Source organism: Ensifer sp. 1H6 (assembly GCF_001976035.1).
In the GTDB taxonomy this organism is placed as follows: domain Bacteria; phylum Pseudomonadota; class Alphaproteobacteria; order Rhizobiales; family Rhizobiaceae; genus Ensifer; species Ensifer canadensis.
Map to the genome: position 1 here is coordinate 134,385 of NZ_MOAI01000007.1, position 23,674 is coordinate 158,058.

Consider the following 23,674-nt stretch of genomic DNA (forward strand, 5'->3'; position numbering starts at 1 on the left):
TCCCATGGAACCATCACGCGACATCAAGGGCCTTCTCGACATCATGCAGGCGCTCAGGCAGCCGGAGACCGGCTGCCCCTGGGACGTCGTCCAGACGTTCGAAACGATCAAGCCCTATACGATCGAGGAAGCCTACGAAGTTGCCGACGCAATCGAGCGCGGCGACATGCATGACCTTTGCGACGAGCTGGGCGACCTGCTGCTGCAGGTGGTTTTTCACGCCCGCATGGCCGAAGAGGCCGGCGAATTCGCCTTCGGCGATGTCGTCGAGGCCGTTACGCGCAAGATGATCCGCCGCCACCCGCATGTTTTCGCCCGTTCGGACGCCGACACGCCGGAAACGGTCAAGACCCAGTGGGACAAGATCAAGCAGGCTGAAAAGGCCGAGCGCCAGGCGCGGCGCGCCACACGCGGCCTGCCATCCGACGGCGCTGCCAGTCATCTGGGCTCGATCCAGCGCAGCTTCCCGGCCCTTATCGAGGCGCTGAAGCTTCAGGAGCGCGCCGCCAAAGTCGGTTTCGACTGGTCGGAGCCGGAACCGATCCTCGACAAGATCGAGGAAGAGATCGGCGAGCTGCGCCAAGCGCTGCGGGAAAAGGACCGTGCGAAGGTAGCCGATGAACTCGGCGACCTGATCTTTGCGGTGGTGAATATCGGCCGGCATGTCGGCGCCGACCCTGAAATGGCGCTGCGCGGCACCAACACCAAGTTCCGCCGCCGTTTTGCCCATATCGAGCATGAGCTTGAAGCTCACGGAGAAACGCTCGAGGCGGCAACGCTGGAACGGATGGAAGAACTCTGGCAAGCGGCCAAGGCGATCGAACGGCAATTGGCCTGAGGCGATAGCGCCTCAGGCAGAAGATCTTACCAGTCTTCGGCGACCGGCTTCGGCCCGTTGCCGAGACGCCGCTCCAGGTCCACAGCCTCGTTTTCGGTCAGGCGCAGATCGAGGCTGACCGTGCCGTCCTCGAGATCTTCGCGACCATCGACGATCGCGTGTTCGTAGACCCAGGGCAGAAGCTGCAACTGATCGACGCCGAGAACGACGGTGCACTCTGTCAAGACGCCGGACAGACGACGACCGATCTCGGCAAGCAGCACGTCGACGCCCTCGCCTGTAATCGCCGAGACCGCCACGGTGTTATCAGTGCTTGCAGCCTTGTTCGTCAGGGCTTCGCGCGCTTCCGGCTCAAGCCGGTCGATCTTGTTCCAGACTTCGACAAGCCTCGCTGCCGCTTCCTTCTCGTCGATACCGAGATCAGCAAGGATGCGCAGAACGTCACTTGCCTGCGCCTGATTGTCCGGATCGGAAAGATCGCGCACATGCAGGATCAGGTCGGCTTCGAGCACCTCTTCGAGCGTCGCACGGAAGGCGGCGACAAGATGCGTCGGCAGGTCGGAGATGAAGCCGACTGTGTCGGACAGGATCACCATGCGGCCATGCGGCAGTTTCAACCGCCGCAGCGTCGGGTCGAGCGTTGCAAACAGCATGTCCTCGGCCAGCACGCCGGCTCCGGTCATTCTGTTGAACAGCGTCGATTTGCCGGCGTTGGTGTAGCCGACAAGCGCCACGATCGGGTGCGGAACCTTCTTGCGCTTGGAGCGATGCAATTGCCGGGTGCGGCGAACCTGCTCCAGCTCGCGCTCGAGCTTGACGATGCGGTCCTGCAGCAGGCGCCGGTCGGCCTCGATCTGAGTTTCGCCGGGGCCGCCCATGAAGCCGCCACCACCGCGCTGACGCTCAAGGTGGGTCCAGCTGCGCACGAGCCGGCCCTTCTGATAATTGAGATGCGCCAGATCGACCTGCAGCGTGCCTTCCTTGGTGGAAGCGCGTCGCCCGAAGATTTCAAGGATCAGGCCCGTCCGGTCGATGACCTTGGCGTTCCATTCCTTTTCCAGGTTGCGCTGCTGCACGGGCGTCAGCGGATGGTCAACGATGACGAGGCCGGCATCCTGTTCGACGAGGATGTGGCCAATCTCTTCGATCTTGCCGGTGCCCAACAGCGTCCCCGGCTTTGGCTGAGCCACTGAAACGATGGCGCCATGAACGACGTTCAGGTCGATCGCCCGAGCCAGGCCAGTCGCCTCCTCCAGCCGACTTTCGTCGGTGCGGGTGCTGGTTGCAGAGAGAGTTTCAGCCGCCTGCCTGCCGGTCTTTTTCAGAACCGGCACGATCACGACCGCGCGCATGTCGTCGCGGAGCGTTTCAAGCTCCGGAATGATCGACGACGACTTTGAATCCCGTTTGGTAATGTGCCTAACGTCCCGTCAGGATGCGGCTTCTTCGTTCTCGAACATCTGCAGCGGCTGGCCCGGCATGATGGTCGAGATCGCGTGCTTGTAGACGAGCTGCGAATGACCATCGCGGCGCAACAACACACAGAAATTGTCAAAAGACGTGACGACGCCCGTCAATTTGACGCCATTGATAAGAAAAATTGTCAGAGAAATCTTCTGTTTGCGGACCGTATTGAGAAAAAGATCCTGCAAGTTCTGAGAACGTTCCGCCATCGCGCCGATTCTTTCTTATTTGCCGACGTCTCGCGCCGGTGCATTTTGTCTATTTTTTCAATCAGAGGCGTCACAAGTACGCTTCCCCCGACACCTCTGTCAGTTTGGTATCAAATCAATGTCTTTTCCGCAACGCCGAAAAAGGCTTCACGAATATTCTGTGCTATGCTTCCCGGATGACCGTTGCCGATCGGTTTGCCGTCGATGGAAACGACCGGAAAACAGATGCTCGTGGCGGCAGTGATGAAGACTTCGCGGGCTGCGAGCATGTCGTCGACGGTGAATGCTCTTTCCTCGATCCTGATGCCAAGAGGTGCTGCGACGTCCATCAGGGTCGTGCGGGTGATGCCTCTCAGGATACCGTGATCGGCCGGGCGCGTGCGCAGCACGCCGTCGCGATCGACGATCCAGACGTTGGTGGCGGCGCCCTCTTTCACCGTACCATCGGGGTCGACGAAGATCGCCTCGTGGGCGCCCTCCTCCTTGGCCCTCTGGCGGGCAAGCACGTTCGGCAACAAGCCGACCGACTTGATGTCGACGCGATCCCAGCGGTTCTCCGGAACCGTGATCGCGGAGATGCCTTCGGCATTTTTCCTGGCGATCACTGCGGCATCGGTGCGTTTCGCCGTCACCACGATGGTCGGCACAGTACCCTTTGCCGGAAACACGTGATCGCGGCGCGCGGTACCACGCGTCACCTGCATGTAGAACAGGCCGTTTCGCACCCGGTTGCGGCGCAGCACCTCGCGGATAACGTGGATCAGCGCGGCTCGGCTCATCGGCCAATCGATGCGAAGTTCGCTTAAGGATCTGCTGAGGCGGTCGAGATGCCGGGTCAGATCGACGATGAAGCCATGACGGATCTCGCAGACTTCGTAGACCCCGTCGGCGAACTGGTAGCCGCGGTCTTCGATGTGGATGGCAGCATCGGCGTGCGGCACGTAGGCGCCGTTGACATAGGCAATTCTCGGCATGGCTTTTGTTTGACCTCAGAAGAACTGGATGCTGACGCGGAAAAGCTGCTCGACATGGCGCACCGAATCGGCAGACGCAAAGAGCACCACGCGGTCCTTGGCCTTGATCTTGGTGTCACCGTGCGGGCGAATGAATGTCTGGTCCCGGTAGAGGGCGCCGATGCGGATGCCGTCGGGCAGATCCAGCTCGCGTAGCGCCTTGCCGACCAGCGGCGACGTCTCCAGCGCTTCTGCTTCGATCACTTCCGCCATCCCCTTCTGGACGGCATAGACCGAGCGGATGCGCCCCTTGCGCACATGCTGGAGAACGCGCGAGATCGTGACCGCACGCGGGTTGATATAGGCATCAACGCCGGCGGTTCCCGCGAAGTCCTGGTAGGACGGCTCGTTGATCAGGACGAGTGTCGATTTGGCACCGAGGCGTTTTGCCATCATGCTGCCGAGGATATTGATCTGGTCGTTGTTGGTCAGCGCCACGACCAGGTCTGCGTCCTGCACGTCGGCCTGCATCAGGATGCGCTGATCCATCGCCGAACCGTTGAGGACGACCGTGTTGCTGAGCTTGTCAGCCATCATCACGGCTCGGTCGCGGTCGCTTTCGATCAGCTTGACGCGGGTTCTCGGCTGGTTTTCCTCGATCGCCTTGGCGACGAAATAGCCGATATTGCCGCCGCCGAGGATGACGATACGACGCGCTTCCTGTTCTTCGTGGCCGAACAGAGACAGTGTCCGGCGCGCATGATCCCGGTCGCAGACAACATAGGCAAGGTCGCCGGTCTGCAATTGATCCGTCGAATGCGGCACGATCAGCTTGCCGTTGCGGAAGATGCCGGTCACGGTTGCCTGCAGATCGGGAAACAGCTCGCTCAGCTGCTGCAGCGGCGTGTCGACGACCGGGCAGTCTTCCATGCACTCGATCGCCACCATGGCAATACGGTCGTCGGCAAAGCGCACAACATCCGTAGCGCCGGGGAACGAAATGCGCCGAAGCACCAATCGCCCGACTTCGACCTCGGGCGAAATGGTCACATCGATCGGGACGTTCTCGCGGGAGAACAGGTTGGCGTATTCCGGCGCCAGATAATTCTGCGCTCTGATACGGGCGACCTTGGTCGGCACGCTGAAGATCGCATGCGCCACTTCGCAGGCGACGATGTTGACTTCGTCGAACAGCGTGACCGCAATCAGCATGTCGGCCTGGTCGGCACCGGCTTTTGCCAGCACATCCGGATGGGCGCCGTGTCCAACATAGCCGCGCACATCGAGGCTTTCGGTAATGTTGGCAATCAACGCCGCCGAGGTGTCGATCACCGAGACGTCATTGTCTTCCTGAGCAAGCCGTTCGGCGATGCCGTAGCCGACCTGCCCCGCACCACAAATGATCACCTTCATGTCGTTGTTTCACCCAGGAACAGGCGGCCACCAGCCGGAAGAAGTTTACCGCTCAAACGCCCAGCGACTTTAGCTTGCGATGAAGCGCCGACCGCTCCATTCCAACGAATTCGGCGGTGCGGGAAATATTGCCGCCGAATCGGTTGATCTGAGCGATCAGATAATCGCGCTCGAACATTTCGCGAGCCTCGCGCAGCGGCAGCGTCATGATGTGCTGGTCGCCCTGCGCGGAGATCTTCGGCAAGGTATCGCCAACCTCGGTCGGCAGCATGTCGGCCGAGATCGGCGTGTCAGGACCGTCGCTGCGGGCAAGGATCATCAGGCGCTCGATATTGTTGCGCAGCTGGCGAATGTTGCCCGGCCAGTCGTGGGCCTGCAGCACGGCAAGCGCATCGTCGCCGATCTTGCGCGGGCGAATGCCCGCCTGCTCGCTGACCTGGCGCATGAACATATCGACGAGAAACGGAATGTCCTCACGGCGCTCGGCCAGCGCCGGCACCCGCACGGGGATGACCGCGAGCCGGTGGAAGAGATCTTCGCGGAAAAGACCTTCGGAGATCATATTTTCGAGGTTGTAGGCTGTCGAGGAGATGATGCGGACATCGACCTTGACGCGCTTGGTGCCGCCGACCCGTTCGAACTGCTGATCGACGAGAACACGCAGGATCTTGTTTTGCGTTTCACGCGGCATTTCGCCGACCTCGTCGAGATAGAGGATGCCGCCATGTGCCTCTTCGAGCGCACCCGTTCTGCGCGGCTGCCCCGGCGTTCCCTCGGTTCCGAAAAGCGCGATCTCCATCCTGTCGGGTGTGATCGCCGCAGCGTTCAACGCCACGAACGGCCCGGTCGAGCGTGTCGACTTGCGGTGGATCATGCGCGCCACCAGCTCCTTGCCGGAGCCGGACGGTCCCTGGATCATGATGCGGCTGTTGGTCGGCGCGACCTTTTCGACGGTCTGCCGGAGTTGCGAAACGGCAACGGAGGTACCGATCAGCTCGACCGGGTCGCCCGACTTCTTCTTCAGCTCCGAGACTTCGCGCTTCAGCTTGGAGTTCTCGAGCGCGCGCTCGGCGATCAGGATCAGACGGTCGGCCTTGAACGGCTTCTCGATGAAATCATAGGCGCCGCGCTTGATGGCGTTGACGGCCGTCTCGATGTTGCCGTGACCCGAGATCATGACAACAGGCAAATCGGGATGGCGTCCCTTGATCTCGTCGAGCAAAGCGAGGCCGTCGAGGCGGCTGCCCTGCATCCAGATATCGAGAAAGACGAGCCGCGGCACGCGGTCGCTGATCGCTGCGAGCGCACTGTCGCTGTCGAAAGCCGTTCGGGTCTCGTGCCCCTCGTCGGACAAGATGCCGGATACGATCTCGCGAATGTCTTCCTCATCGTCCACAACCAGAATGTCAGCGGCCATCGCTCGTACCCTTACCCTTCAAAGTGTCTTCGCCCCCGGCTTCTCCGGCGGGCGGCAGGATCACGCGGATCATTGCTCCGACGCCGCCATCGAAATCGGCCGGTGCGTCGTGCAATTCCAGTTGTCCGCCATGGTCCTCAATGATCTTCTTGACGATGGCGAGGCCAAGGCCCGTGCCCTTCTCGCGCATCGTCATATACGGTTCTAAAATTCTATGCCGGTTCTCGGTCGGCAGGCCTTTGCCATTGTCGATGACATCGACGACAAACCGGCCGCTGGTTCCGTCCCGTTGGCTCCGTACGTGCACTTTCGGCTCGCCACGGACAGCGTCCGTCGGCACCGCTTCGATCGACTCCACGGCATTCTTGACGATATTGCCGAAAGCCTGGCCGAGCATGCGGCCATCGAACATGCCCTCAAGCGGCTCGTTGCCAAAATCGCGAATGAAGCTGATGTGGTTGTTGCCCATTTCGCGCAGGAAGACCGCGTCCTTCAGGATGGCGCGCAGATCCACCTTCTCCTTCGTCGGCTTCGGCATGCGGGCAAAGGCAGAAAACTCGTCGACCATTCGGCCGATATCCTCGACCTGCCTGACAATCGTGTCGGTGCATTGATCGAAGACGACCCTGTCTTCCTGGTCGATCTGCTTGCCGTAGCGACGCTTCAGACGTTCGGCAGAAAGCTGGATCGGCGTCAGCGGGTTCTTGATTTCATGTGCGATGCGGCGCGCGACATCGGCCCAGGCGGTCGAGCGCTGTGCGATTACGAGATCTGTGATGTCGTCGATGGTGATGACGTAGGATTCGTTTGCCTCGCCGCCCTCTTCACGCGTCACCTGGACGTTCAGCGTGCGCTCGGTTCCGCCGCGCATGATGTTGATCTGCTTGCGGAAGTTGTTGCGGTACCGGCTTTCAGCTTCGACCAGCACTTCCTCGATCTCAGGCGCAACCGCGCGCAGATCGGCACCGAGCAGATCCGGCGCTGTCTTTTTCAGAAACTCTTCTGAAGAAGAGTTGGCAATGGTGATCTGCCGATCGCGGCCGACGCCGATGACAGCTGCCGTCACGCCTGAAAGCACGGCCTCGATGAACCGCCGCCGATGATCGACCTCATCCTTGGCCTCCAGAATCTGCTCCTGCTGGGTGCGGATTTCGGAGACCATCTTGTTGAACGTGCGCGAAAGATTGCCGACGTCGCCGTCGACGGCACGCACCGGCACCACGACGTCGAGATTGCCCGAGGCAACGCTGTCGGCGGCGCCGATCAGTTGCCGGATCGGCCGAACGATACGGTCGGCAACCGCGATTGCCGTCCAGATCGCCGCCAGCAGCACGATCAGCGCAAAGCCGATGTAGAGAACGCCGAAGGCGATCTGCGTGAAGGCGCGGCCCGCCTCTAGGGTCTTATATTCGGCGGTGTTTTCTTCCATCAGCCGCAGCGAACGCATCACTTCCGGATCGACGTTACGAACGGTGTAGAGATAGGTGCCGGGAATGTCGTCAAGCGGGATCACCGCCCCCACCAGGTTGGTAATCCCTGGTGGTATCAATGTCGGCTGGCCGGAAACCGAGCTTTTCAGCGCGTCCGGCGGGATGGCCGGCAAGGGCTTCTCCGTCGAGATATTGGCCTGGAGAATGGCGCTACCATCGGCACGGACGAGGAAGGCGCCAAGCATGCCGCGGCCCCTCGCCTGGCGCGTCACCAGCTCGGTAAAGCCGGTTCGGTCGAGGCTGTAGAGTTGCCGATTGCGCTCCAGATCGTTCGCCATCGACACGGTCTGGCCCTGCAGATAGCTGGCATTTTCCAGCACATAGGCTTGGGCGACGCTGATCGACGAGCGAACGATCGCTTGCGTCCGCAGCGAGAACCAGCGGTCAAGGCCGACATCCAGCGTTATGCTGGCGAAGATCGCGACCAGAATGGCAGGCGTGATGGCGACGATCGAAAACAGCGCGACGATGCGCACGTGAAGCCGTGCGGCAGCGCGGCCCTTGCGACGCGCGCGAAGCAATCTGAGGATCTCGCGAACGATGAGGTAGATCAGGCCGATCACGAACAGGCCGTTGATCGCCGCGCAGGCGATGAAGACGTTGCGCTCCAGTCTGATCGGCGTCAGCCCAAGCAAAACGAGCAGCGACAGGGTTGCGCAGACCAGGGCACCGATCGCCAGCATGAGGCCCGGCAGGGCAAAGGACGCGCGGCGGTCCTGCGCCGCGACTCCGTCATCTGTCCCCAGCGGCAAGGCCATTGCGTCCACCATATAAAGACATTCCCCCAACCGACGCCCGTGGGCACCGGCAATTCTCACTCACATTCCGGGTCAAGGTATTGACCGGACCGTCAATCGGGGCTGTTGCGCATGAGCCACAGCTCCAACGGCCAGGCAAAGCAGCGCAACACCGCTCGACTCGGCGGTCATAACACGTTCAAGCAACGTATTGTGGCGAAAATGCAACGGTGGCTGTGACCAAGTCAAGCCGTGCGTGAACTGCGATAGACTGACACGCCGAGTTCGCGGATCTTCTTGCGCAGCGTGTTGCGGTTGAGCCCGAGCAGATCGGCCGCCTTGATCTGGTTTCCGCGCGTCGCCGTCAAAGCCGCAAGAATCAGCGGATACTCCATCTCGGCAAGCACACGCTCGTAAAGACCGCTCGGTGGAAGCGCGTCACCGAAGCCGGCGAAATATTGCCGCATGTTCTCCTCGACCGCCTGCGAGATCGAAAGGGAACCGCTGCGCGCCTGTGTTTTTCCAATCGGACTGTCGGGGACCTCCGAGCGCAACTCGTTTTCGATGATTTCCCGCGTGATGACGTCCTGCGGGTAAAGCGCAGTCAGTCGGCGCACGAGGTTTTCGAGCTCGCGCACGTTGCCCGGCCACGGATGCGCCTTCATCAGTTCGAGCGCTTCCTGATCGAAACGCTTGACGTCCAGACCTTCCTTCTCGGCCTGCTGCACGAAGTGGCGCACAAGATCGGGAATGTCTTCCGCGCGGTCGCGCAGCGGCGGCAGGCGCAGCGGCACCACATTCAACCGATAGTACAGGTCCTCGCGGAAGAGACCTTGGTTGATCGACTGCTTCAGGTCCTTGTTGGTTGCCGCGACGATGCGCACATCGGAGCGGATCGGCGTGCGACCGCCAACCGTCGTGTACTCGCCCTGTTGCAGCACACGCAGCAACCGCGTCTGTGCGTCCATCGGCATGTCACCGATTTCGTCGAGGAACAGCGTGCCGCCTTCGGCCTGCTCGAAACGACCGGTCGAACGCGTCTGGGCGCCGGTGAAGGCGCCCTTTTCGTGACCGAACAATTCCGATTCGATCAGATCGCGCGGGATTGCCGCCATATTGATCGCAACGAAGGGGCCGTTGCGGCGCTTGCCGTAGTCATGCAGTGCGCGTGCCACCAGTTCCTTGCCCGTGCCGGATTCGCCGGTGATCATCAGCGTCAGATCGGTCTGCATCAGGCGGGCGAGAACCCGGTAGATTTCCTGCATCGCTGCCGAGCGACCGACGAGCGGCATGCCATCCTGCGAATCGTCGTCGACCTTGGACGGGCGGCGCTTCGGTTCGGCCAGCGCCCGACCGATGATGCCGATCAGCTCGGTCAGGTCAAAGGGCTTCGGCAGATAATCATAGGCGCCTTTTTCGGAGGCCTTGATCGCCGTCATGAACGTGTTCTGCGCGCTCATGACAAGAACCGGCAGATCGGGACGCGCCTTCTTGATGCGCGGCAGCAGATCGAATGCATTCTCGTCGGGCATGACAACGTCGGTGACGACAAGATCACCATCGCCGGCGGAAATCCAGCGCCAGAGCGTGGCCGCATTCGACGTGATCCGGACATCGTAGCCGGCGCGGCTCAGCGCCTGATTGAGCACGGTGCGAATGGCTGCGTCGTCATCCGCGACGAGGATGGTGGCACCCGTCATGCAATGTTTCCTTTTGTCATAGGCAGTTCGTCTTCGTCCGCCGCCTGCCCCTTGGAGGCCGGCATCAGGACGCGGAAAGTCGTGCGGTTCTGCTGGCTGTCGCATTCGACGATGCCGCCATGGCCGCCGATGATTTTGGCGACGAGCGCCAGTCCGAGGCCCGAACCATTGGTCTTGGTCGTAATGAACGGATCGAACAGATGCGGCAGCAAGTCAGAAGGAACGCCGGGACCATTGTCATGCACGCAGAATTCGAGCGGCAGCGAGATTTTTTCTCGGGTGCCCGCGACCGAAAGCCGGATACCGGGCCTGTAGGCGGTCGTCAGCATGATCTCGCCTTCGTGGCGATCACCGATCGCTTCCGCTGCGTTCTTGACGAGATTGAGAAACACCTGCACGAGCTGGTCGCGGTTGGCAAAGACCGACGGAAGCGATGGATCGTAATTCTCCGTCACCTTGATCCGGCGCGCAAAGCCCGCCTTGGCGATCGCCTTCACATGATCGAGCACCGAGTGAATGTTGAGCGGCACGCGATCGACGGGTCTCTCGTCGGAAAACACTTCCATCCGATCGACCAGCGAGACGATCCGGTCGGTCTCGTCGCAGATCAACCGCGTCAGCGCCCGATCCTCGTCGTTGACGGAAGTCTCAAGCAATTGCGCGGCCCCTCGAATGCCGGAAAGCGGGTTCTTGATCTCGTGCGCCAACATCGAGGCAAGGCCGGTGACCGACCGCGCCGCCGTCCGATGTGTCAGCTGGCGATCGATCTTGTCGGCCATCGACCGCTCCTGGAAGACGACCACGACGGAGCCGGGCTCCGAAATGACTGGCGCCACATAGAGATCAACCAGCTTGTCGGCGCCCAGCCGCGGCGAACTGAGATCGACGCGATACTCGTTGACCGGGGCCCTGCGCTCGCGCACCTGCTCGATCAACGTCAGAAGTGGGCTGCCAAACGGAATGAAGGCGCTGATATCGTGCCGGGCCAGATGATTGGCGCTGGCACCGAAAAAGGACTCCGCTTCCCAGTTGGCGAAGGCGACGAGACCGTTCTCATCGACAAGGATCACCGGATTTTGAATGGCATTCAGCACCGCCATCGACAGCCCGTTGGCAGCAGCCAAGGCTTCCGGATTGGGTTTTTCGGTCATGCGGCGATCCCTTCGCCAGAGAAGGTCGCAAGCGAACTTTGAATTGCATCGGATGCGCGCGCGGCGACTGATCTGGCATCGGTCGATGTCAGGATCGCCCCCTTCTCTGCCCCGGCAAGATCAGGTGCGAAACGGTCGAGATACCAGCCGACATGCTTGCGTGCATGCCTCAGGCCCGTGTCGGCACCGTAAAATTCGAGCATCATCTCATAGTGCTCCACGAAAATGTCGGCGATCTCAGCCTGGTCGGGATGGCTTGACGCGCCAGCGAGAACGCCGACATGCCAAGGACGGCCCTGCGAAGACCGCCCGGCCATGACGGCGTCGGCGCCGGAGCGCCTGAGGATCTCTTCGGCATCCGCCACCGTATCGACGTCGCCATTGGCAACCAGCGGCACGGAAATGACCTCGCGCACGGCGCGGATCGCATCCCAATCGGCCCTGCCGGTGTAGAACTGCATCCGGGTGCGGCCGTGCACGGTAATCGCCTGGACACCGGCCTCCTGCGCCCTTCTTGCAATCAGCGGCGCATTGATCGAGTTTTCGTCCCAGCCAAGCCGCATCTTCAGCGTGACCGGTACATCCACGGCGTTGACCGTTGCCTCGACCAGGGACAGAGCATGGTCAGGATCGCGCATCAGCGCCGAGCCGGAATAGCCACCCGTCACCTTCTTTGCCGGGCAGCCCATGTTGATATCGATGACGTCGGCGCCATTAGCGGCAGCGATTTTTGCCGCCTCGGCCATCCAATGGGCCTCACGTCCGGCAAGCTGAACAATATGCGGCTTGATGCCGGAGTTCTTCAGCCTGGCCCAGGATTCCAACGCGTTGCCGACCAGTTCGCGGCTCGCCACCATTTCCGTCACGACGAACCCTGCGCCGAAGCGCCAGGCAAAGGTGCGGAATGGCAGGTCCGTGACGCCAGACATCGGGGCGAGCGCCACCCGGTTGCGGATTTCGATATTCCCGATCCGAAGCGGTGTTGACAGAGCCGGAGCTGGCAAATGCATATCTTTCAGGCACATGTTGTTCTTGCACTATTTTTAGACATTGTTCTTTGGCTTGCCAAGCGATTTCGATGCGTCGGGCAAATTTCCCTGCTCGGCTGGCAAAGCACGGACCTTCGCGGTACATCACGGCGAAGATTGGCGAAATCCGGGACCACATACAGAAGATGCAGCCTGAAGAACAGCTTTCCTGCGGCGTCGTGATTGTTGCAGCAGGGCGCGGCGAGCGCGCGGGACAGTCGGCCGAAGGGCCGAAGCAGTACCGCACCATCGGCGACAAGCCCGTTATCGCCCATACGCTTGACACTTTCGCGACATGGCCGGGGACCGGCCCGATCGTGGTTGTCATCCACCCCGATGACGAGGATCTGCTGGCAGCGGCACGCAGGCGATCGCTGGCGCGCGAGTTGATCGTGGTCCACGGCGGCGCAACGCGACAGCAATCGGTTCTCGCAGGCCTTGAAGCCGTAGCGGCAACCGGCTCACGCAACGTGATGATTCACGACGCCGTGCGCCCCTTTGCCGACCACGCCCTGCTGTCGCGCTGTGCCGATGCGCTGACAAGGGGAGCGCGTGCCGTGCTGCCGGCGCTTGCCGTTTCCGATACGCTCAAGCGCGCCGATGCCGCCGGCATGGTGACCGAAACCGTTCCGCGCAATCACCTTCATGCGGCACAGACACCGCAGACCTTCGACCTCAAGACCATCCTCGACGCCCACCGAGCCGCAGCGACAAGCGGCCGCACAGATTTCACCGACGACGCGTCAATCGCCGAATGGGCGGGGATCCCTGTTACCCTCGTCGAAGGCACGGTCGACAACGTCAAGCTCACACTGAAAAGGGACATCGCCATGGCCGACGAAAAACTCAAGCGACATCTGATTCCGGACGTTCGCACCGGCAATGGCTATGACGTACACCAGCTGGTCGAAGGTGATGGCGTTACGCTTTGTGGCGTCCTTATTCCGCACACCAAGAAGCTCTCCGGCCATTCCGATGCCGACGTTGCCTTGCACGCGCTCACAGATGCGCTGCTTGCTACCTGCGGTGCCGGTGATATCGGCGATCACTTCCCGCCGTCCGACCCGCAGTGGAAGGGTGCCGCATCGCGCATCTTCCTCGAACATGCGGCAAACATTGTGCGTCAGCGCGGCGGCACGATCACCAATGCCGATATTTCGCTGATTGCCGAGGCCCCGAAAGTCGGGCCGCATCGCCAGGCGATGCGGGAGAACCTTGCCGACATGCTCGGCATCGATCTTGACCGCTGCTCGGTCAAGGCGACGACGAACGAGCGGCTCGGTTTCATCGGCCGCGACGAGGGTATCGCCGCAATCGCGACCGCAACCGTTGTCTACACCGGAGGGGGAGCCCATGATGTGGCCGAATGACATTCAGGCGACGGCCGGCAAAATCATTGCCGATTTCACCGCGCGCGGTCTCAAGGTGGCAACCGCCGAATCCTGCACGGGAGGCCTGATTGCCGGGGCACTGACGGAAATTTCCGGATCATCCGCCGTCGTCGACCGCGGTTTCGTCACCTACTCCAACGACGCCAAGATCCAGATGCTCGGTGTCGATCCGGCAACGCTCGCAGCGCACGGCGCAGTTTCAAGGCAGACCGCCATCGAAATGGCGCGCGGCGCGGTTGCGCGCTCCGAGGCAGACTTTGCCGTTGCCGTGACCGGCATTGCCGGCCCGGGCGGCGGATCGATGGAAAAGCCTGTTGGCCTGGTCCATCTGTCAGCAACCGGCCGCAACGGCGCAGCCCTCCACCGCGAGATGCGCTACGGCGATATCGGCCGCGACGCCGTGCGGTTGGCAACCATCCGAACGGCGCTCGAGATGCTGACCGAGGTCGCTCAGACGGCGTAGATCTTGTCGGCGCGCTTCTCGAAGGCGTCGGAGAACATGCGGAAGGCACGGTCGAACATCGAGCCCATCAAGGCGCCGAGAATGCGGCTCTTGAACTCATAGTCGATGTAGAAATGCACGATCGACTGCCCCTCACCCGCTGGCTCGAAGCGCCAGCGATTGTCGAGATATTTGAACGGACCGTCGATATATTTGACCTCGATCTGGCGCTCGGCCTTGTTGAGCAGCACCTGCGTCGTAAAGGTCTCGCGGATCGCCTTGTAGCCGACGGTCATGTCAGCCAGCAGCAGGATTTTGCCATCCCTTTCCTTGCGTGAGCGCACGGTCAGCGCCTCACAGAGCGGCAGGAATTCCGGATAGTGTTCGACATCAGCGACGAGATCGAACATCTGGTCGGCCGTGTGCTTGACGACATGGTTTGTTTCAAAGTGCGGCATAGAAGGGAGTTAAGCGGGCACGCCGAGAAGATCAAGGAGCCTCTGCATCTGGCGCCGCGATTTCAACTGCAGAACCGGCACATGCGGGCCGTGCTGGGCAAGGCCTGCGACGATACGCGGCGAGAATTTGTCCTCGAAGGTCCAGATGAATTCGAGGAACTGCCAATCGACCTTCTCGATGCAGCCCGGCGCCATTTCCGGGCGGGCGCGGCCGAGATATTTCAGCCAGCGGGTGACGACGCCCCAGACACAGAGAAGCCGCGGCATCCGCACCCAGACCACGATATCGCTTCTCGGCACGCGGACATCGAAGGTCGAAGGATTGGTGCCATCCATGATCCAGCGATCGTCGGCGATCCTCTCGACGATGCGTCGGCGCTGTTCGGCCCGATCGCGTTGGACCCAGCCAGGCAACCACAGAATATCGCGATCAATGGAGATGTAGGTAAGGTCGAAATGCCGAGCCAGCTTCTGCGAAAGCGTCGACTTGCCACCACCGGAGCATCCGACCACGAGGATACGCCTGGCATTGCGGATATGACCGGCAGCAACGGCATCGTCGACGTCGTTCACGTTCCCAGGCGCTACTGGCTGATCCATCGACAAACTCCGCCAAACAATCCCGGTCTAGGGTCGGTTGGAAAATGATCGTTGTCACGATCGAAACCTGACGATCGATCAGATGATCGGCACCCGGCATAGGCTCTTCAAAAGAAAAGCGGCGTCTTGGTTCGACAAATATCGAACCATCAGCATTCCAATCAAGGAAGAGAGAACAGCCGATACGCGATCGGCCAAAAATTCGCAAGTTTCGCGCGCAATCGGGAAATTATGCACATCGCCCGAGATGAGTAACCGTCAAACGAAAACTCCGGCACTGGGGCCGGAGTTCCTGTTGTTTCGAAGTGCCTCGGTTCTACCCGGCAGCAGCCGCCAACTTCTTTTCGCGCGCTGCCCGCAGGCGGGCGAAGTCGTCGCCGGCATGGTGCGACGAGCGGGTCAGCGGGCTCGAGGCGACCATGAGGAAGCCCTTGGTATAGGCGACCGTCTCGTAGGACTTGAATTCCTCCGGGGTGACGAACTTCTCGACCTTGTGGTGCTTGCGGGTCGGCTGCAGGTATTGGCCGATGGTCATGAAATCGACGTCGGCGGTGCGCAGGTCGTCCATCAGCTGCAGCACTTCGTTGCGCTCTTCGCCGAGGCCGACCATGATGCCGGACTTGGTGAACATCGTTGGATCGAGCTCCTTGACGCGCTGAAGCAAGCGGATGGAGTGGAAGTATCGGGCGCCCGGACGGACGGTGAGATAGTTGCCCGGTACGGTTTCCATGTTGTGGTTGAACACATCAGGCTTGGCGGCGACGACGCGCTCCAGTGCGCCAGGCTTCTTCAGGAAGTCGGGCGTCAGGATTTCGATGGTGGTCTGCGGCGAAGCGGCGCGGATCGCCCAGATCACCTTCTCGAAATGTTCGGCGCCACCGTCGGCCAGGTCGTCGCGGTCGACGGAGGTAATGACGACGTGGGAGAGGCCCATCTGCTTGACGGCCTTGGCGACGTTCTCGGGTTCGGCCATGTCGAGCGCATTCGGCTTGCCGGTCGAGACATTGCAGAAAGCGCAGGCGCGGGTACAGATCTCGCCCATGATCATGAAGGTGGCGTGCTTCTTGTCCCAGCACTCGCCGATGTTGGGGCAGCCGGCTTCTTCACAGACCGTGACGAGATTGTGCGAACGCACCAGCTCGCGCGTCTCCTGATAGCCCTTGGAGGTCGGCGCCTTGACGCGGATCCATTCCGGCTTGCGCAGCATTTCGGTATCGGGCTTGTGGGCCTTTTCCGGATGGCGGACGCGTTGCGCCCCTTCAGAGACGGCATCGAATACCGTTACCATACTGTCTTCCTCGTCGCGGCGGCTGCGGCTTGGTGCCGGCAGACCCTTTTTCGATCTATATAGATGGCTCGACGAGAAATGTCAGGCCACCTTTTTCTGGATAGCCCGATCGCTGACGCAGGAAGCGTCGCAGGCTATCGTTTGACAGCGCGGCCGACGGCAATCAGCAGGCAGGCGCCGATAAAGCCGAAGACCAGATAGGCAAGCCAGCCGGAAAAAGCCATGCCGAAGGCTGCCAGAATGATATTCGACACCACCGCGCCGATGATGCCGAGCGCTATGTTCATGAACAGCCCGACATCGCTGTTCATGAACTTCTCCGCAAGCCATCCGGCAAAACCGCCGATGATGATCGCAGCCAGGATGCCGACGCCGTTTACAGCCATGGTGATCTCCGTGCATTGAGGACAAGGTCGCGTCATCAATGCGGGATCGCGCCAAAAGTTCCGGCGACGGCCGGTCCATCAGGCGTTCAGCGCACGCCCATAGGCATCGAGCACGCTTTCCTTCATCGTCTCCGAAATCGTCGGATGCGGGAAGATCGTGTGCATCAGGTCTTCTTCTGTCGTCTCCAGGTTCATCGCGACGACGAAACCCTGGATGAGTTCGGTCACCTCGGCGCCGACCATGTGCGCGCCCAGCAACTCGCCGGTCTTCTTGTCAAAGATGGTCTTGACCATGCCCTGATCTTCGCCAAGGGCAATCGCCTTGCCGTTGGCGACGAAGGGAAAGCGACCGACGCGGATATCGCGGCCCTCGGCCTTTGCCTTGGCTTCGGTGAGACCGACCGAGGCGACCTGCGGGTGGCAATAGGTGCAGCCCGGGATCTTCAGCTTGTCCATCGGGTGGACATTCGGCAAGCCTGCGATCTTCTCCACGCAGATGACGGCCTCGTGCTCGGCCTTGTGGGCGAGCATCGGCGGGCCGGCAACGTCGCCGATCGCGTAGACGCCGGGAACATTGGTCCTGCCGTAGCCATCGATGACGATGCAGCTGCGGTCGGTCTTGATACCAAGCGTTTCGAGACCAAGGTTCTCGATATTGCCCTGAACGCCGACGGCGGAGATCATCCGGTCGGCGGTGATCTTTTCGACCTTGCCGTCCTTCATCTCGACATGGGCGGTGACCGAGTTCGCGCCCTTATCGACCTTCGTCACCTTGGCCTCAAGGTGGATCTTCATGCCCTGCTTTTCGAACTGCTTCTTGGCGATGGCGGAGATCTCGGCGTCTTCGACCGGCATCACGGTCGGCATGACCTCGACCACGGTCACGTCGACACCCATGGTGCGGTAGAACGAAGCGAATTCGATGCCGATCGCGCCCGAGCCCATGACAAGCAGCGACTTCGGCATTTCCTCCGGCTTCATCGCCTCGAAATAGGTCCAGACCAGCTTACCATCGGGCTCGATGCCCGGCAGGGCCCGCGGGCGGGCGCCGGTGGCGATGATGATGTGCTTGGCAGTATAGGTGCCCTCGCCCTTGGTGTTCTTCGGCAGCGGCGCCTGCGGCTGAACGATCGCCTTCGTCGTCTTGCCGACGACGATCTCGCCGGGCTTGGTCAGCTTGGCCTCGCCCCAGATGACGTCAACCTTGTTCTTCTTCATGAGGAAGCCGACGCCGCCGTTCATGCGCTCGGCAATGCCGCGCGAGCGGGCAACGATCGCCTTCAGATCGGGCGTCACCGCACCTTCGATCTTGATGCCGTAGCTGCCCGGATGCTGGGCATAGTGCAGCACTTCGGCCGAGCGAAGCAGCGCCTTGGTCGGAATGCAGCCCCAGTTGGAGCAGATGCCAGCCAAATGCTCGCGCTCGACGACCGCAGTCTTGAGGCCCAACTGCGCCGCACGAATAGCGGCGATATAGCCTCCCGGACCCGAACCGATGACGATGACGTCGTAATTCTCAGCCATGTGTTTCCTGCCTTTGTCTCAAGCGACCTTGCGGGTGAAGAGCACCCAGTCGTGTTTTCTGCTACCTTCGAAGAGCGGCACGGCCTCGGTCCGAGCCGCCTCCTCGAAGCCGTTTGCCCTGTAGAGTGCCTGCGCCCTGTCATTGTGGCTTTCGGTGATCAGGCTCACCGGCGCCGAGCCGGCGCGTGCAATTTCATGTGCAAGCAGTCTGCGTCCGATGCCGCGGCCGCGCCGATGGCGGTAAACGCCGAGGCTATCGATGAACCAGTGGCCGACCACAGGCCGCTGCAGCGCCAGCAGGGGTTCGAGCACAGCATGCTTCGCTTCGATTTCCGCCACCGAAGCGTCGATACCGTAGCCGATCGATACCCCCGCGATTTCATCATCGAGGTCGGCAACGACCGCATCCCGCCAGTTTCCAGGGCCGACATCCTCGCGCAGCTTGTTGCGCCCGCGCTCGAAAGCCGTATCGGTCGCCCCGCCAAGAACCGCGCCAGACCAGAGCCAGGCGGCAAAGCCTTGCGAGGCGATGTCGACGAGAACGGCGAGTTCTGCCGCCTCGTTTCGTTCCGCCGGTCTGATGGTGACGTCGTCCGTCATCTCAGACACCGAGCATCATCCGGACGACCGGCTCGAGGCCCCGGCCGATCGCGTGGGTGTTTTCAGCGTCCAGATGCACGCCATCGAGCGGCGTTGTCCTTGCAACCGATCCCGCATCGAAGAACCCGCAATCGAGTTCGTCTGCAAGGTCGCGGTAGAGCGGCGCCAGCATCGCCGACTGCTCGATGCCGTCGGCGAACATCGCCGCGAACGCACTGTTTGCCGTCTCGCAAAGCTGCGGCGGCGAAACGATCAGGATTTCGGGGCCTTCCGCCGTTTCGACCGGCCAATCGTGACGACGCACGAGATTGACCAGGCGCTCGATACCCTTGACCGCGCCGAAAGCCGTGCCGTGAATGATCGGCTTCATATCGTTGGAGCCGAGCAGAATGACCATCAGATCGAGCGGCGCATGACTGTGAAGGACGGTAGGCAGCATCCGCGCGCCGTTGCGGTCGCAATCGGCGAGGTGATCGTCATAGGCGGTCGTGCGTCCATTCAACCCTTCGGCAACAACATGAACGTCCGGCCCGAGCGCCTTCTGCAGCACGTTCGGCCAACGGTCTGCGAGTGCATGACGGCCCGGGCCGGACGCGTCATAGCCCCATGTCAGACTGTCACCGTAGCAGAGAAGTGTTTTCATCGTCCGGGCCCGCCTTCGGCGTTGCGATCAAGGAACGGACCGGCCCGAGGGCCGGTCCTTGTCCACATCAGACCAGCATGCCCATCGGGTTTTCGATGTAGCGCTTGAAGGCTCCGAGCAGTTCGGCGCCGAGCGCGCCATCGACGCAACGATGGTCGGTCGAAAGCGTGACCGTCATCACAGTGGCGATGACCATCTGCTTGTTCTTGACGACGACGCGTTCCTCGCCCGCACCGACCGCAAGGATCGTGGCGTGCGGCGGGTTGACGACGGCGGCGAAGTCCTTGACGCCCATCATGCCCATGTTGGAGACCGCCGTCGTGCCGCCCTGATATTCCTCGGGCTTCAGCTTGCGGTCCTTGGCGCGCTTGCCGAGGTCCTTCATCTCGTTGGAGATGGCAGACAGGCTCTTCAGCTCCGCCTGGCGAACGATCGGCGTGATCAGGCCGCCCGGGATGGACACGGCGACGCCGACGTCGGCATGCTTGTGCTTGACCATGTTGCTGTCGGTCCAGGACACGTTGGCATCCGGAACGTCACGCAGAGCCAGCGCCAGCGCCTTGATCACCATGTCGTTGACCGAGAGCTTGTAGACCGGCTTGCCGTCCTTTTCCGGAGCGGCAGCATTGAGCTGGGCCCTGAGCGCCAGAAGCGTATCCAGTTCGCAATCGAGCGAGACGTAGAAGTGCGGGATCGTCTGCTTGGATTCGACGAGCCGCTTGGCGATCGTCTTGCGCATGCCGTCATGTGGCACGAGCTCGTAGGAGCCGGGCTCGAACAGTTTGAGTACGGCGTCTTCCGACATGCCCTTGGCAAGCGGCGCGGCAGCGGGAGCTGCAGCACCTGCTGCTGGTGCAGCGGCCGGCTTCGCGCCGCCACCGGCAACAGCAGTCTCGACGTCCTTCTTGATCACGCGGCCATGCGGGCCGGAGCCGGCGATCGCCGAGAGATCGATGCCGGCATCCTTGGCAAGAGACGCGCTAGCGGCGACGAGAACACGCGACTGCCGGATTCCGTCTTGGCCGCCTGCGGCGCTGCCGCCACCGGCTGAGTTGCAGCGGGCGCCGGAGCGCTGGCCGCTGCCGGCGCGGGCGCTTCCTTCGTTTCGGCCGCGACCGGTGCCGCTGCACCGTTGCCGCCCTTGGCGGCCGCGGCGACATCTTCGCCGTCGGCTGCAAGGACCGCAATCAGCGCATTGACCTTGACGCCTTCGGTGCCGGCGGGAACGACGATCTTGGCAACGGTGCCTTCATCGACGGCCTCGACTTCCATCGTCGCCTTGTCCGTCTCGATCTCGGCGATCACGTCGCCGGACTTGACCTTATCGCCTTCCTTGACCAGCCACTTGGCCAGATTGCCTTCTTCCATCGTCGGAGAGAGGGCAGGCATTGTGATGTTGATAGGCATCGAAGGGCCCTCCCCTTATTTGTAGCAAACGGCTTTCACCGCATCGACGACCTCTGCGACGTTCGGAAGCGCGAGCTTCTCGAGGTTCGCGGCGTAAGGCATCGGCACATCCTTGCCGGCGATCGTCAGGATCGGGGCATCGAGATAGTCGAAGGCCTGCTGCATGACGCGGGTCGCAATCTCGGTACCGACGGAAGACTGCGGATAGCCTTCTTCGACTGTCACCAGACGACCGGTCTTCCTGACGGATTCGATCACCGTCGGCAGATCCATCGGACGGATGGTGCGAAGGTCGATCAGCTCGACGTCGATGCCCTGCGCTTCCAGTTCGGCGACCGCCTTGATCGCATAGGTCATGCCGATACCGAAGGAAACGATGGTTGCGTCCTTGCCGACCTTGTGGATACGGGCCTTGCCGATCGGCAGCACGAAATCGTCGAGCTTCGGCACTTCGAAGGACTGACCGTAGAGGATTTCGTTTTCGAGGAAGATGACCGGGTTCGGATCGCGGATGGCCGCCTTCAGCAGGCCCTTCGCATCAGCTGCCGTATAGGGCATGACAACCTTGAGACCTGGAATGTGGCTGTACCAGGCGGCATAGCACTGCGAGTGCTGCGCCGCTACGCGGGCCGCAGCACCGCTCGGGCCACGGAACACGATCGGCGCGCCCATCTGGCCGCCGGACATGTAGAGCGTCTTGGCGGCGGAGTTGATGATCTGGTCAATCGCCTGCATGGCGAAGTTGAAGGTCATGAACTCGACGATCGGGCGCAGGCCGGTCATGGCAGCGCCAACGCCGACGCCGGCAAAGCCGTGTTCGGTGATCGGCGTGTCGATGACACGACGGGCGCCGAATTCCTGAAGCAGGCCTTGCGTGATCTTGTAGGCGCCCTGGTATTCGGCGACTTCTTCGCCCATGACGAAGACGTCGTCGCTGGCGCGCATTTCCTCGGCCATGGCGTCGCGCAGAGCTTCACGCACGGTCATCGTCACCATTTCGGTGCCGGCCGGGATTGCCGGATCGGCGGCAACTTCGACCTTCGGCTGGGCCGCAACCGGTGCCGGCGCCGAAGCTGCGGGTGCTTCGCTGGCGGTGGCAGCCTTGGGCGCATCCACCTTCGGTGCGGCGATATCGCCAGCGCCTTCGCCATCCTGCAGCAGGACTGCGATCGGCGTATTGACCTTGACGCCTTCGGTGCCGGCGGCGATCAGCAGCTTGCCGATCGTGCCTTCATCGACGGCTTCCACTTCCATGGTGGCCTTGTCAGTCTCGATCTCGGCGATGACGTCGCCGGAGGAGACCTTGTCGCCTTCGTTCTTCAGCCATTTCGAGAGCGTGCCTTCCTCCATCGTCGGGGAAAGGGCGGGCATGAGAATTTCTACTGGCATATTTGAGCCTCCCCGGATCAAAGCAGGATATCGGTGTAGAGCTCGGATACATCCGGCTCCGGATCAGCCTGGGCAAAATCGGCGCTGTCGGCGACGATGTCGCGGACGTCCTTGTCGATCTGCTTCAGCTCGTCCTCGCTCGCCCATCCCTTTTCGGTCAGACGTGCCTTCACCTGTTCGATCGGATCGTGTTCCGACCGCATCTTCTGCACTTCATCCTTCGAGCGGTACTTCGCCGGGTCGGACATGGAGTGGCCGCGGTAGCGATAGGTCTGCATTTCGAGAATGATCGGGCCCTTGCCCGAACGGCAATACTCGACAGCCTCGTCGCCCGCCGCCTTGACCGCACGAACATCCATGGCATCGACCTGGAAGCCCGGGATGCCGAAGGAGACACCGCGCTTCGAAAAATCGGTCTGCGCCGATGCGCGGGTGACCGACGTGCCCATGGCGTAGCGGTTGTTCTCGATCACGTAGATCACCGGAAGCTTCCACAGCTGCGCCATGTTGAAGCTTTCATAGACCTGGCCCTGGTTGGCCGCGCCATCCCCAAAATAGGCGACGCTGACATTGTCGTTGCCGCGATAGCGGTTGGCAAAGGCAAGGCCGGTGCCGAGCGACACCTGGGCACCGACGATGCCGTGACCGCCGTAAAAATGCTTTTCCTTGGAGAACATGTGCATCGAGCCGCCCTTCCCCTTGGAAAGACCGCTGCGACGACCCGTGAGTTCGGCCATGACGCCGCGGGCGCTCATGCCGCAGGCCAGCATGTGGCCGTGGTCACGGTAGGCGGTGATGACCTGGTCACCGTCTTTCAGCGCCATCTGCATGCCGACGACGACAGCTTCCTGGCCGATGTAGAGATGACAGAAGCCGCCGATGAAACCCATGCCATAGAGCTGGCCGGCCTTTTCCTCGAAACGCCGGATCAGCAGCATTTCGCGGTAGGCTTTCAGTTCGTCTTCTTTGGTGAATTCGGCGATATTACCGCCGCTCAGGTCCTTCTTGGCCGGCTTTGCTGCGGTCTTACGGCTGGAGACGGACGCGTTTTTTCGCGGAGCCATTCATTCCTCCCAATGGTTAGCCTTTGAGGGTTACCATAGGGAAAGAAAAGCGCCACAGCAATGCCATATTTGCATGGCTCGC

General features: G+C 61.6%; 21 protein-coding genes and 1 pseudogene. 3 read left to right on the forward strand and 19 right to left on the reverse strand.

The genetic code is table 11. From position 1 onward, the window contains the following. Positions 1–4: 4 nt before the first annotated feature. Positions 5–838: a nucleoside triphosphate pyrophosphohydrolase gene (gene mazG, locus BKP54_RS10675; protein ID WP_025426785.1), complete on the forward strand. Its 834-nt coding sequence runs from the start codon at positions 5–7 to the stop codon at positions 836–838. Between the two features lie 26 nt (positions 839–864). Here the strand turns inward: mazG and hflX are convergent, their stop codons facing one another. The 9 genes from hflX to dusB all read right to left on the reverse strand — a co-directional run bounded on the left by hflX (position 865) and on the right by dusB (position 12,397). Continuing rightward, positions 865–2,190, reverse strand: a complete 1,326-nt coding sequence (gene hflX / locus BKP54_RS10680) for a GTPase HflX (protein ID WP_057205085.1) — start codon at positions 2,188–2,190, stop codon at positions 865–867. A 78-nt stretch (positions 2,191–2,268) separates the two neighbouring features. After that, on the reverse strand, positions 2,269–2,511 hold the full coding sequence (gene hfq / locus BKP54_RS10685) for an RNA chaperone Hfq (RefSeq protein ID WP_003535434.1): 243 nt from the start codon (positions 2,509–2,511) through the stop codon (positions 2,269–2,271). A gap of 110 nt (positions 2,512–2,621) precedes the next feature. Beyond that, complete coding sequence (locus tag BKP54_RS10690) at positions 2,622–3,485, reverse strand: D-amino-acid transaminase (RefSeq protein ID WP_025426783.1); 864 nt, start codon at positions 3,483–3,485, stop codon at positions 2,622–2,624. 15 nt (positions 3,486–3,500) lie between these two features. Then, positions 3,501–4,877, reverse strand: coding sequence for a Trk system potassium transporter TrkA (trkA, locus tag BKP54_RS10695; RefSeq protein ID WP_025426782.1), 1,377 nt, complete (start codon positions 4,875–4,877; stop codon positions 3,501–3,503). A 52-nt stretch (positions 4,878–4,929) separates the two neighbouring features. Beyond that, positions 4,930–6,294, reverse strand: a complete 1,365-nt coding sequence (gene ntrX / locus BKP54_RS10700) for a two-component system response regulator NtrX (RefSeq protein WP_025426781.1) — start codon at positions 6,292–6,294, stop codon at positions 4,930–4,932. Further along, positions 6,284–8,554 carry a PAS domain-containing sensor histidine kinase gene (locus tag BKP54_RS10705; protein ID WP_025426780.1) on the reverse strand — a complete coding sequence of 757 codons (2,271 nt, stop codon included), beginning with the start codon at positions 8,552–8,554 and terminating at the stop codon, positions 6,284–6,286. The genes ntrX and BKP54_RS10705 overlap by 11 nt, the downstream gene beginning before the upstream one ends. A gap of 212 nt (positions 8,555–8,766) precedes the next feature. Continuing rightward, positions 8,767–10,221: a nitrogen regulation protein NR(I) gene (gene ntrC / locus BKP54_RS10710; protein ID WP_084814403.1), complete on the reverse strand. Its 1,455-nt coding sequence runs from the start codon at positions 10,219–10,221 to the stop codon at positions 8,767–8,769. Then, the gene (locus BKP54_RS10715; RefSeq protein ID WP_025426778.1) at positions 10,218–11,372 is read right to left on the reverse strand and encodes a nitrogen regulation protein NR(II); all 1,155 of its coding nucleotides are present in this window, start codon (positions 11,370–11,372) and stop codon (positions 10,218–10,220) included. Before BKP54_RS10715 ends, ntrC begins: the two co-directional genes overlap by 4 nt. Then, positions 11,369–12,397: a tRNA dihydrouridine synthase DusB gene (gene dusB, locus BKP54_RS10720; RefSeq protein ID WP_084814404.1), complete on the reverse strand. Its 1,029-nt coding sequence runs from the start codon at positions 12,395–12,397 to the stop codon at positions 11,369–11,371. Before dusB ends, BKP54_RS10715 begins: the two co-directional genes overlap by 4 nt. A 149-nt stretch (positions 12,398–12,546) precedes the next feature. On the opposite strand from dusB, the gene BKP54_RS10725 reads away from it, so the two are divergent. Then, on the forward strand, positions 12,547–13,770 hold the full coding sequence (locus BKP54_RS10725; RefSeq protein ID WP_107027692.1) for a bifunctional 2-C-methyl-D-erythritol 4-phosphate cytidylyltransferase/2-C-methyl-D-erythritol 2,4-cyclodiphosphate synthase: 1,224 nt from the start codon (positions 12,547–12,549) through the stop codon (positions 13,768–13,770). Next, a complete protein-coding gene (locus tag BKP54_RS10730) occupies positions 13,757–14,254 on the forward strand; it encodes a CinA family protein (RefSeq protein ID WP_025426775.1) in 498 nt (165 codons plus the stop codon). Before BKP54_RS10725 ends, BKP54_RS10730 begins: the two co-directional genes overlap by 14 nt. Here BKP54_RS10730 and BKP54_RS10735 read toward each other — a convergent pair. The 10 genes and pseudogenes from BKP54_RS10735 to pdhA form a co-directional block, all read right to left on the reverse strand. Further along, entirely contained in the window at positions 14,242–14,691 is a 450-nt protein-coding gene (locus tag BKP54_RS10735) for a type II toxin-antitoxin system RatA family toxin (RefSeq protein WP_025426774.1), read from the reverse strand. The two genes, BKP54_RS10730 and BKP54_RS10735, sit on opposite strands and share 13 nt — an antisense overlap. 9 nt (positions 14,692–14,700) lie before the next feature. After that, on the reverse strand, positions 14,701–15,291 hold the full coding sequence (locus tag BKP54_RS10740) for an ATPase AAA (RefSeq protein ID WP_025426773.1): 591 nt from the start codon (positions 15,289–15,291) through the stop codon (positions 14,701–14,703). 316 nt (positions 15,292–15,607) lie between these two features. Beyond that, positions 15,608–16,579, reverse strand: a complete 972-nt coding sequence (gene lipA, locus BKP54_RS10745) for a lipoyl synthase (protein ID WP_025426772.1) — start codon at positions 16,577–16,579, stop codon at positions 15,608–15,610. A 134-nt stretch (positions 16,580–16,713) separates the two neighbouring features. Next, complete coding sequence (locus BKP54_RS10750; protein WP_025426771.1) at positions 16,714–16,965, reverse strand: GlsB/YeaQ/YmgE family stress response membrane protein; 252 nt, start codon at positions 16,963–16,965, stop codon at positions 16,714–16,716. A gap of 78 nt (positions 16,966–17,043) precedes the next feature. Further along, entirely contained in the window at positions 17,044–18,489 is a 1,446-nt protein-coding gene (lpdA, locus tag BKP54_RS10755; protein ID WP_025426770.1) for a dihydrolipoyl dehydrogenase, read from the reverse strand. 18 nt (positions 18,490–18,507) lie between these two features. Then, positions 18,508–19,089, reverse strand: coding sequence for a GNAT family N-acetyltransferase (locus tag BKP54_RS10760; RefSeq protein ID WP_025426769.1), 582 nt, complete (start codon positions 19,087–19,089; stop codon positions 18,508–18,510). Between the two features lies 1 nt (position 19,090). Beyond that, positions 19,091–19,732: an SGNH/GDSL hydrolase family protein gene (locus tag BKP54_RS10765; protein WP_025426768.1), complete on the reverse strand. Its 642-nt coding sequence runs from the start codon at positions 19,730–19,732 to the stop codon at positions 19,091–19,093. A 67-nt stretch (positions 19,733–19,799) separates the two neighbouring features. Continuing rightward, positions 19,800–21,139 (reverse strand): annotated as a pseudogene (locus BKP54_RS10770) (pyruvate dehydrogenase complex dihydrolipoamide acetyltransferase). A gap of 15 nt (positions 21,140–21,154) precedes the next feature. After that, a complete protein-coding gene (locus tag BKP54_RS10775) occupies positions 21,155–22,528 on the reverse strand; it encodes a pyruvate dehydrogenase complex E1 component subunit beta (protein ID WP_025426766.1) in 1,374 nt (457 codons plus the stop codon). A 17-nt stretch (positions 22,529–22,545) separates the two neighbouring features. Further along, complete coding sequence (pdhA, locus tag BKP54_RS10780) at positions 22,546–23,592, reverse strand: pyruvate dehydrogenase (acetyl-transferring) E1 component subunit alpha (protein WP_025426765.1); 1,047 nt, start codon at positions 23,590–23,592, stop codon at positions 22,546–22,548. Positions 23,593–23,674 lie beyond the last annotated feature (82 nt).

What these genes read in the sequence shown, in the direction of transcription:
- mazG (WP_025426785.1), top strand. Translation starts at nt 5, where the DNA reads ATGGAACCATCACGCGACATCAAGGGCCTTCTCGACATCATGCAGGCG.
- hflX (WP_057205085.1), bottom strand. Translation starts at nt 2,190, where the DNA reads ATGCGCGCGGTCGTGATCGTGCCGGTTCTGAAAAAGACCGGCAGGCAG.
- hfq (WP_003535434.1), bottom strand. Translation starts at nt 2,511, where the DNA reads ATGGCGGAACGTTCTCAGAACTTGCAGGATCTTTTTCTCAATACGGTC.
- BKP54_RS10690 (WP_025426783.1), bottom strand. Translation starts at nt 3,485, where the DNA reads ATGCCGAGAATTGCCTATGTCAACGGCGCCTACGTGCCGCACGCCGAT.
- trkA (WP_025426782.1), bottom strand. Translation starts at nt 4,877, where the DNA reads ATGAAGGTGATCATTTGTGGTGCGGGGCAGGTCGGCTACGGCATCGCC.
- ntrX (WP_025426781.1), bottom strand. Translation starts at nt 6,294, where the DNA reads ATGGCCGCTGACATTCTGGTTGTGGACGATGAGGAAGACATTCGCGAG.
- BKP54_RS10705 (WP_025426780.1), bottom strand. Translation starts at nt 8,554, where the DNA reads ATGGTGGACGCAATGGCCTTGCCGCTGGGGACAGATGACGGAGTCGCG.
- ntrC (WP_084814403.1), bottom strand. Translation starts at nt 10,221, where the DNA reads ATGACGGGTGCCACCATCCTCGTCGCGGATGACGACGCAGCCATTCGC.
- BKP54_RS10715 (WP_025426778.1), bottom strand. Translation starts at nt 11,372, where the DNA reads ATGACCGAAAAACCCAATCCGGAAGCCTTGGCTGCTGCCAACGGGCTG.
- dusB (WP_084814404.1), bottom strand. Translation starts at nt 12,397, where the DNA reads ATGTGCCTGAAAGATATGCATTTGCCAGCTCCGGCTCTGTCAACACCG.
- BKP54_RS10725 (WP_107027692.1), top strand. Translation starts at nt 12,547, where the DNA reads ATGCAGCCTGAAGAACAGCTTTCCTGCGGCGTCGTGATTGTTGCAGCA.
- BKP54_RS10730 (WP_025426775.1), top strand. Translation starts at nt 13,757, where the DNA reads ATGTGGCCGAATGACATTCAGGCGACGGCCGGCAAAATCATTGCCGAT.
- BKP54_RS10735 (WP_025426774.1), bottom strand. Translation starts at nt 14,691, where the DNA reads ATGCCGCACTTTGAAACAAACCATGTCGTCAAGCACACGGCCGACCAG.
- BKP54_RS10740 (WP_025426773.1), bottom strand. Translation starts at nt 15,291, where the DNA reads ATGGATCAGCCAGTAGCGCCTGGGAACGTGAACGACGTCGACGATGCC.
- lipA (WP_025426772.1), bottom strand. Translation starts at nt 16,579, where the DNA reads ATGGTAACGGTATTCGATGCCGTCTCTGAAGGGGCGCAACGCGTCCGC.
- BKP54_RS10750 (WP_025426771.1), bottom strand. Translation starts at nt 16,965, where the DNA reads ATGGCTGTAAACGGCGTCGGCATCCTGGCTGCGATCATCATCGGCGGT.
- lpdA (WP_025426770.1), bottom strand. Translation starts at nt 18,489, where the DNA reads ATGGCTGAGAATTACGACGTCATCGTCATCGGTTCGGGTCCGGGAGGC.
- BKP54_RS10760 (WP_025426769.1), bottom strand. Translation starts at nt 19,089, where the DNA reads ATGACGGACGACGTCACCATCAGACCGGCGGAACGAAACGAGGCGGCA.
- BKP54_RS10765 (WP_025426768.1), bottom strand. Translation starts at nt 19,732, where the DNA reads ATGAAAACACTTCTCTGCTACGGTGACAGTCTGACATGGGGCTATGAC.
- BKP54_RS10775 (WP_025426766.1), bottom strand. Translation starts at nt 22,528, where the DNA reads ATGCCAGTAGAAATTCTCATGCCCGCCCTTTCCCCGACGATGGAGGAA.
- pdhA (WP_025426765.1), bottom strand. Translation starts at nt 23,592, where the DNA reads ATGGCTCCGCGAAAAAACGCGTCCGTCTCCAGCCGTAAGACCGCAGCA.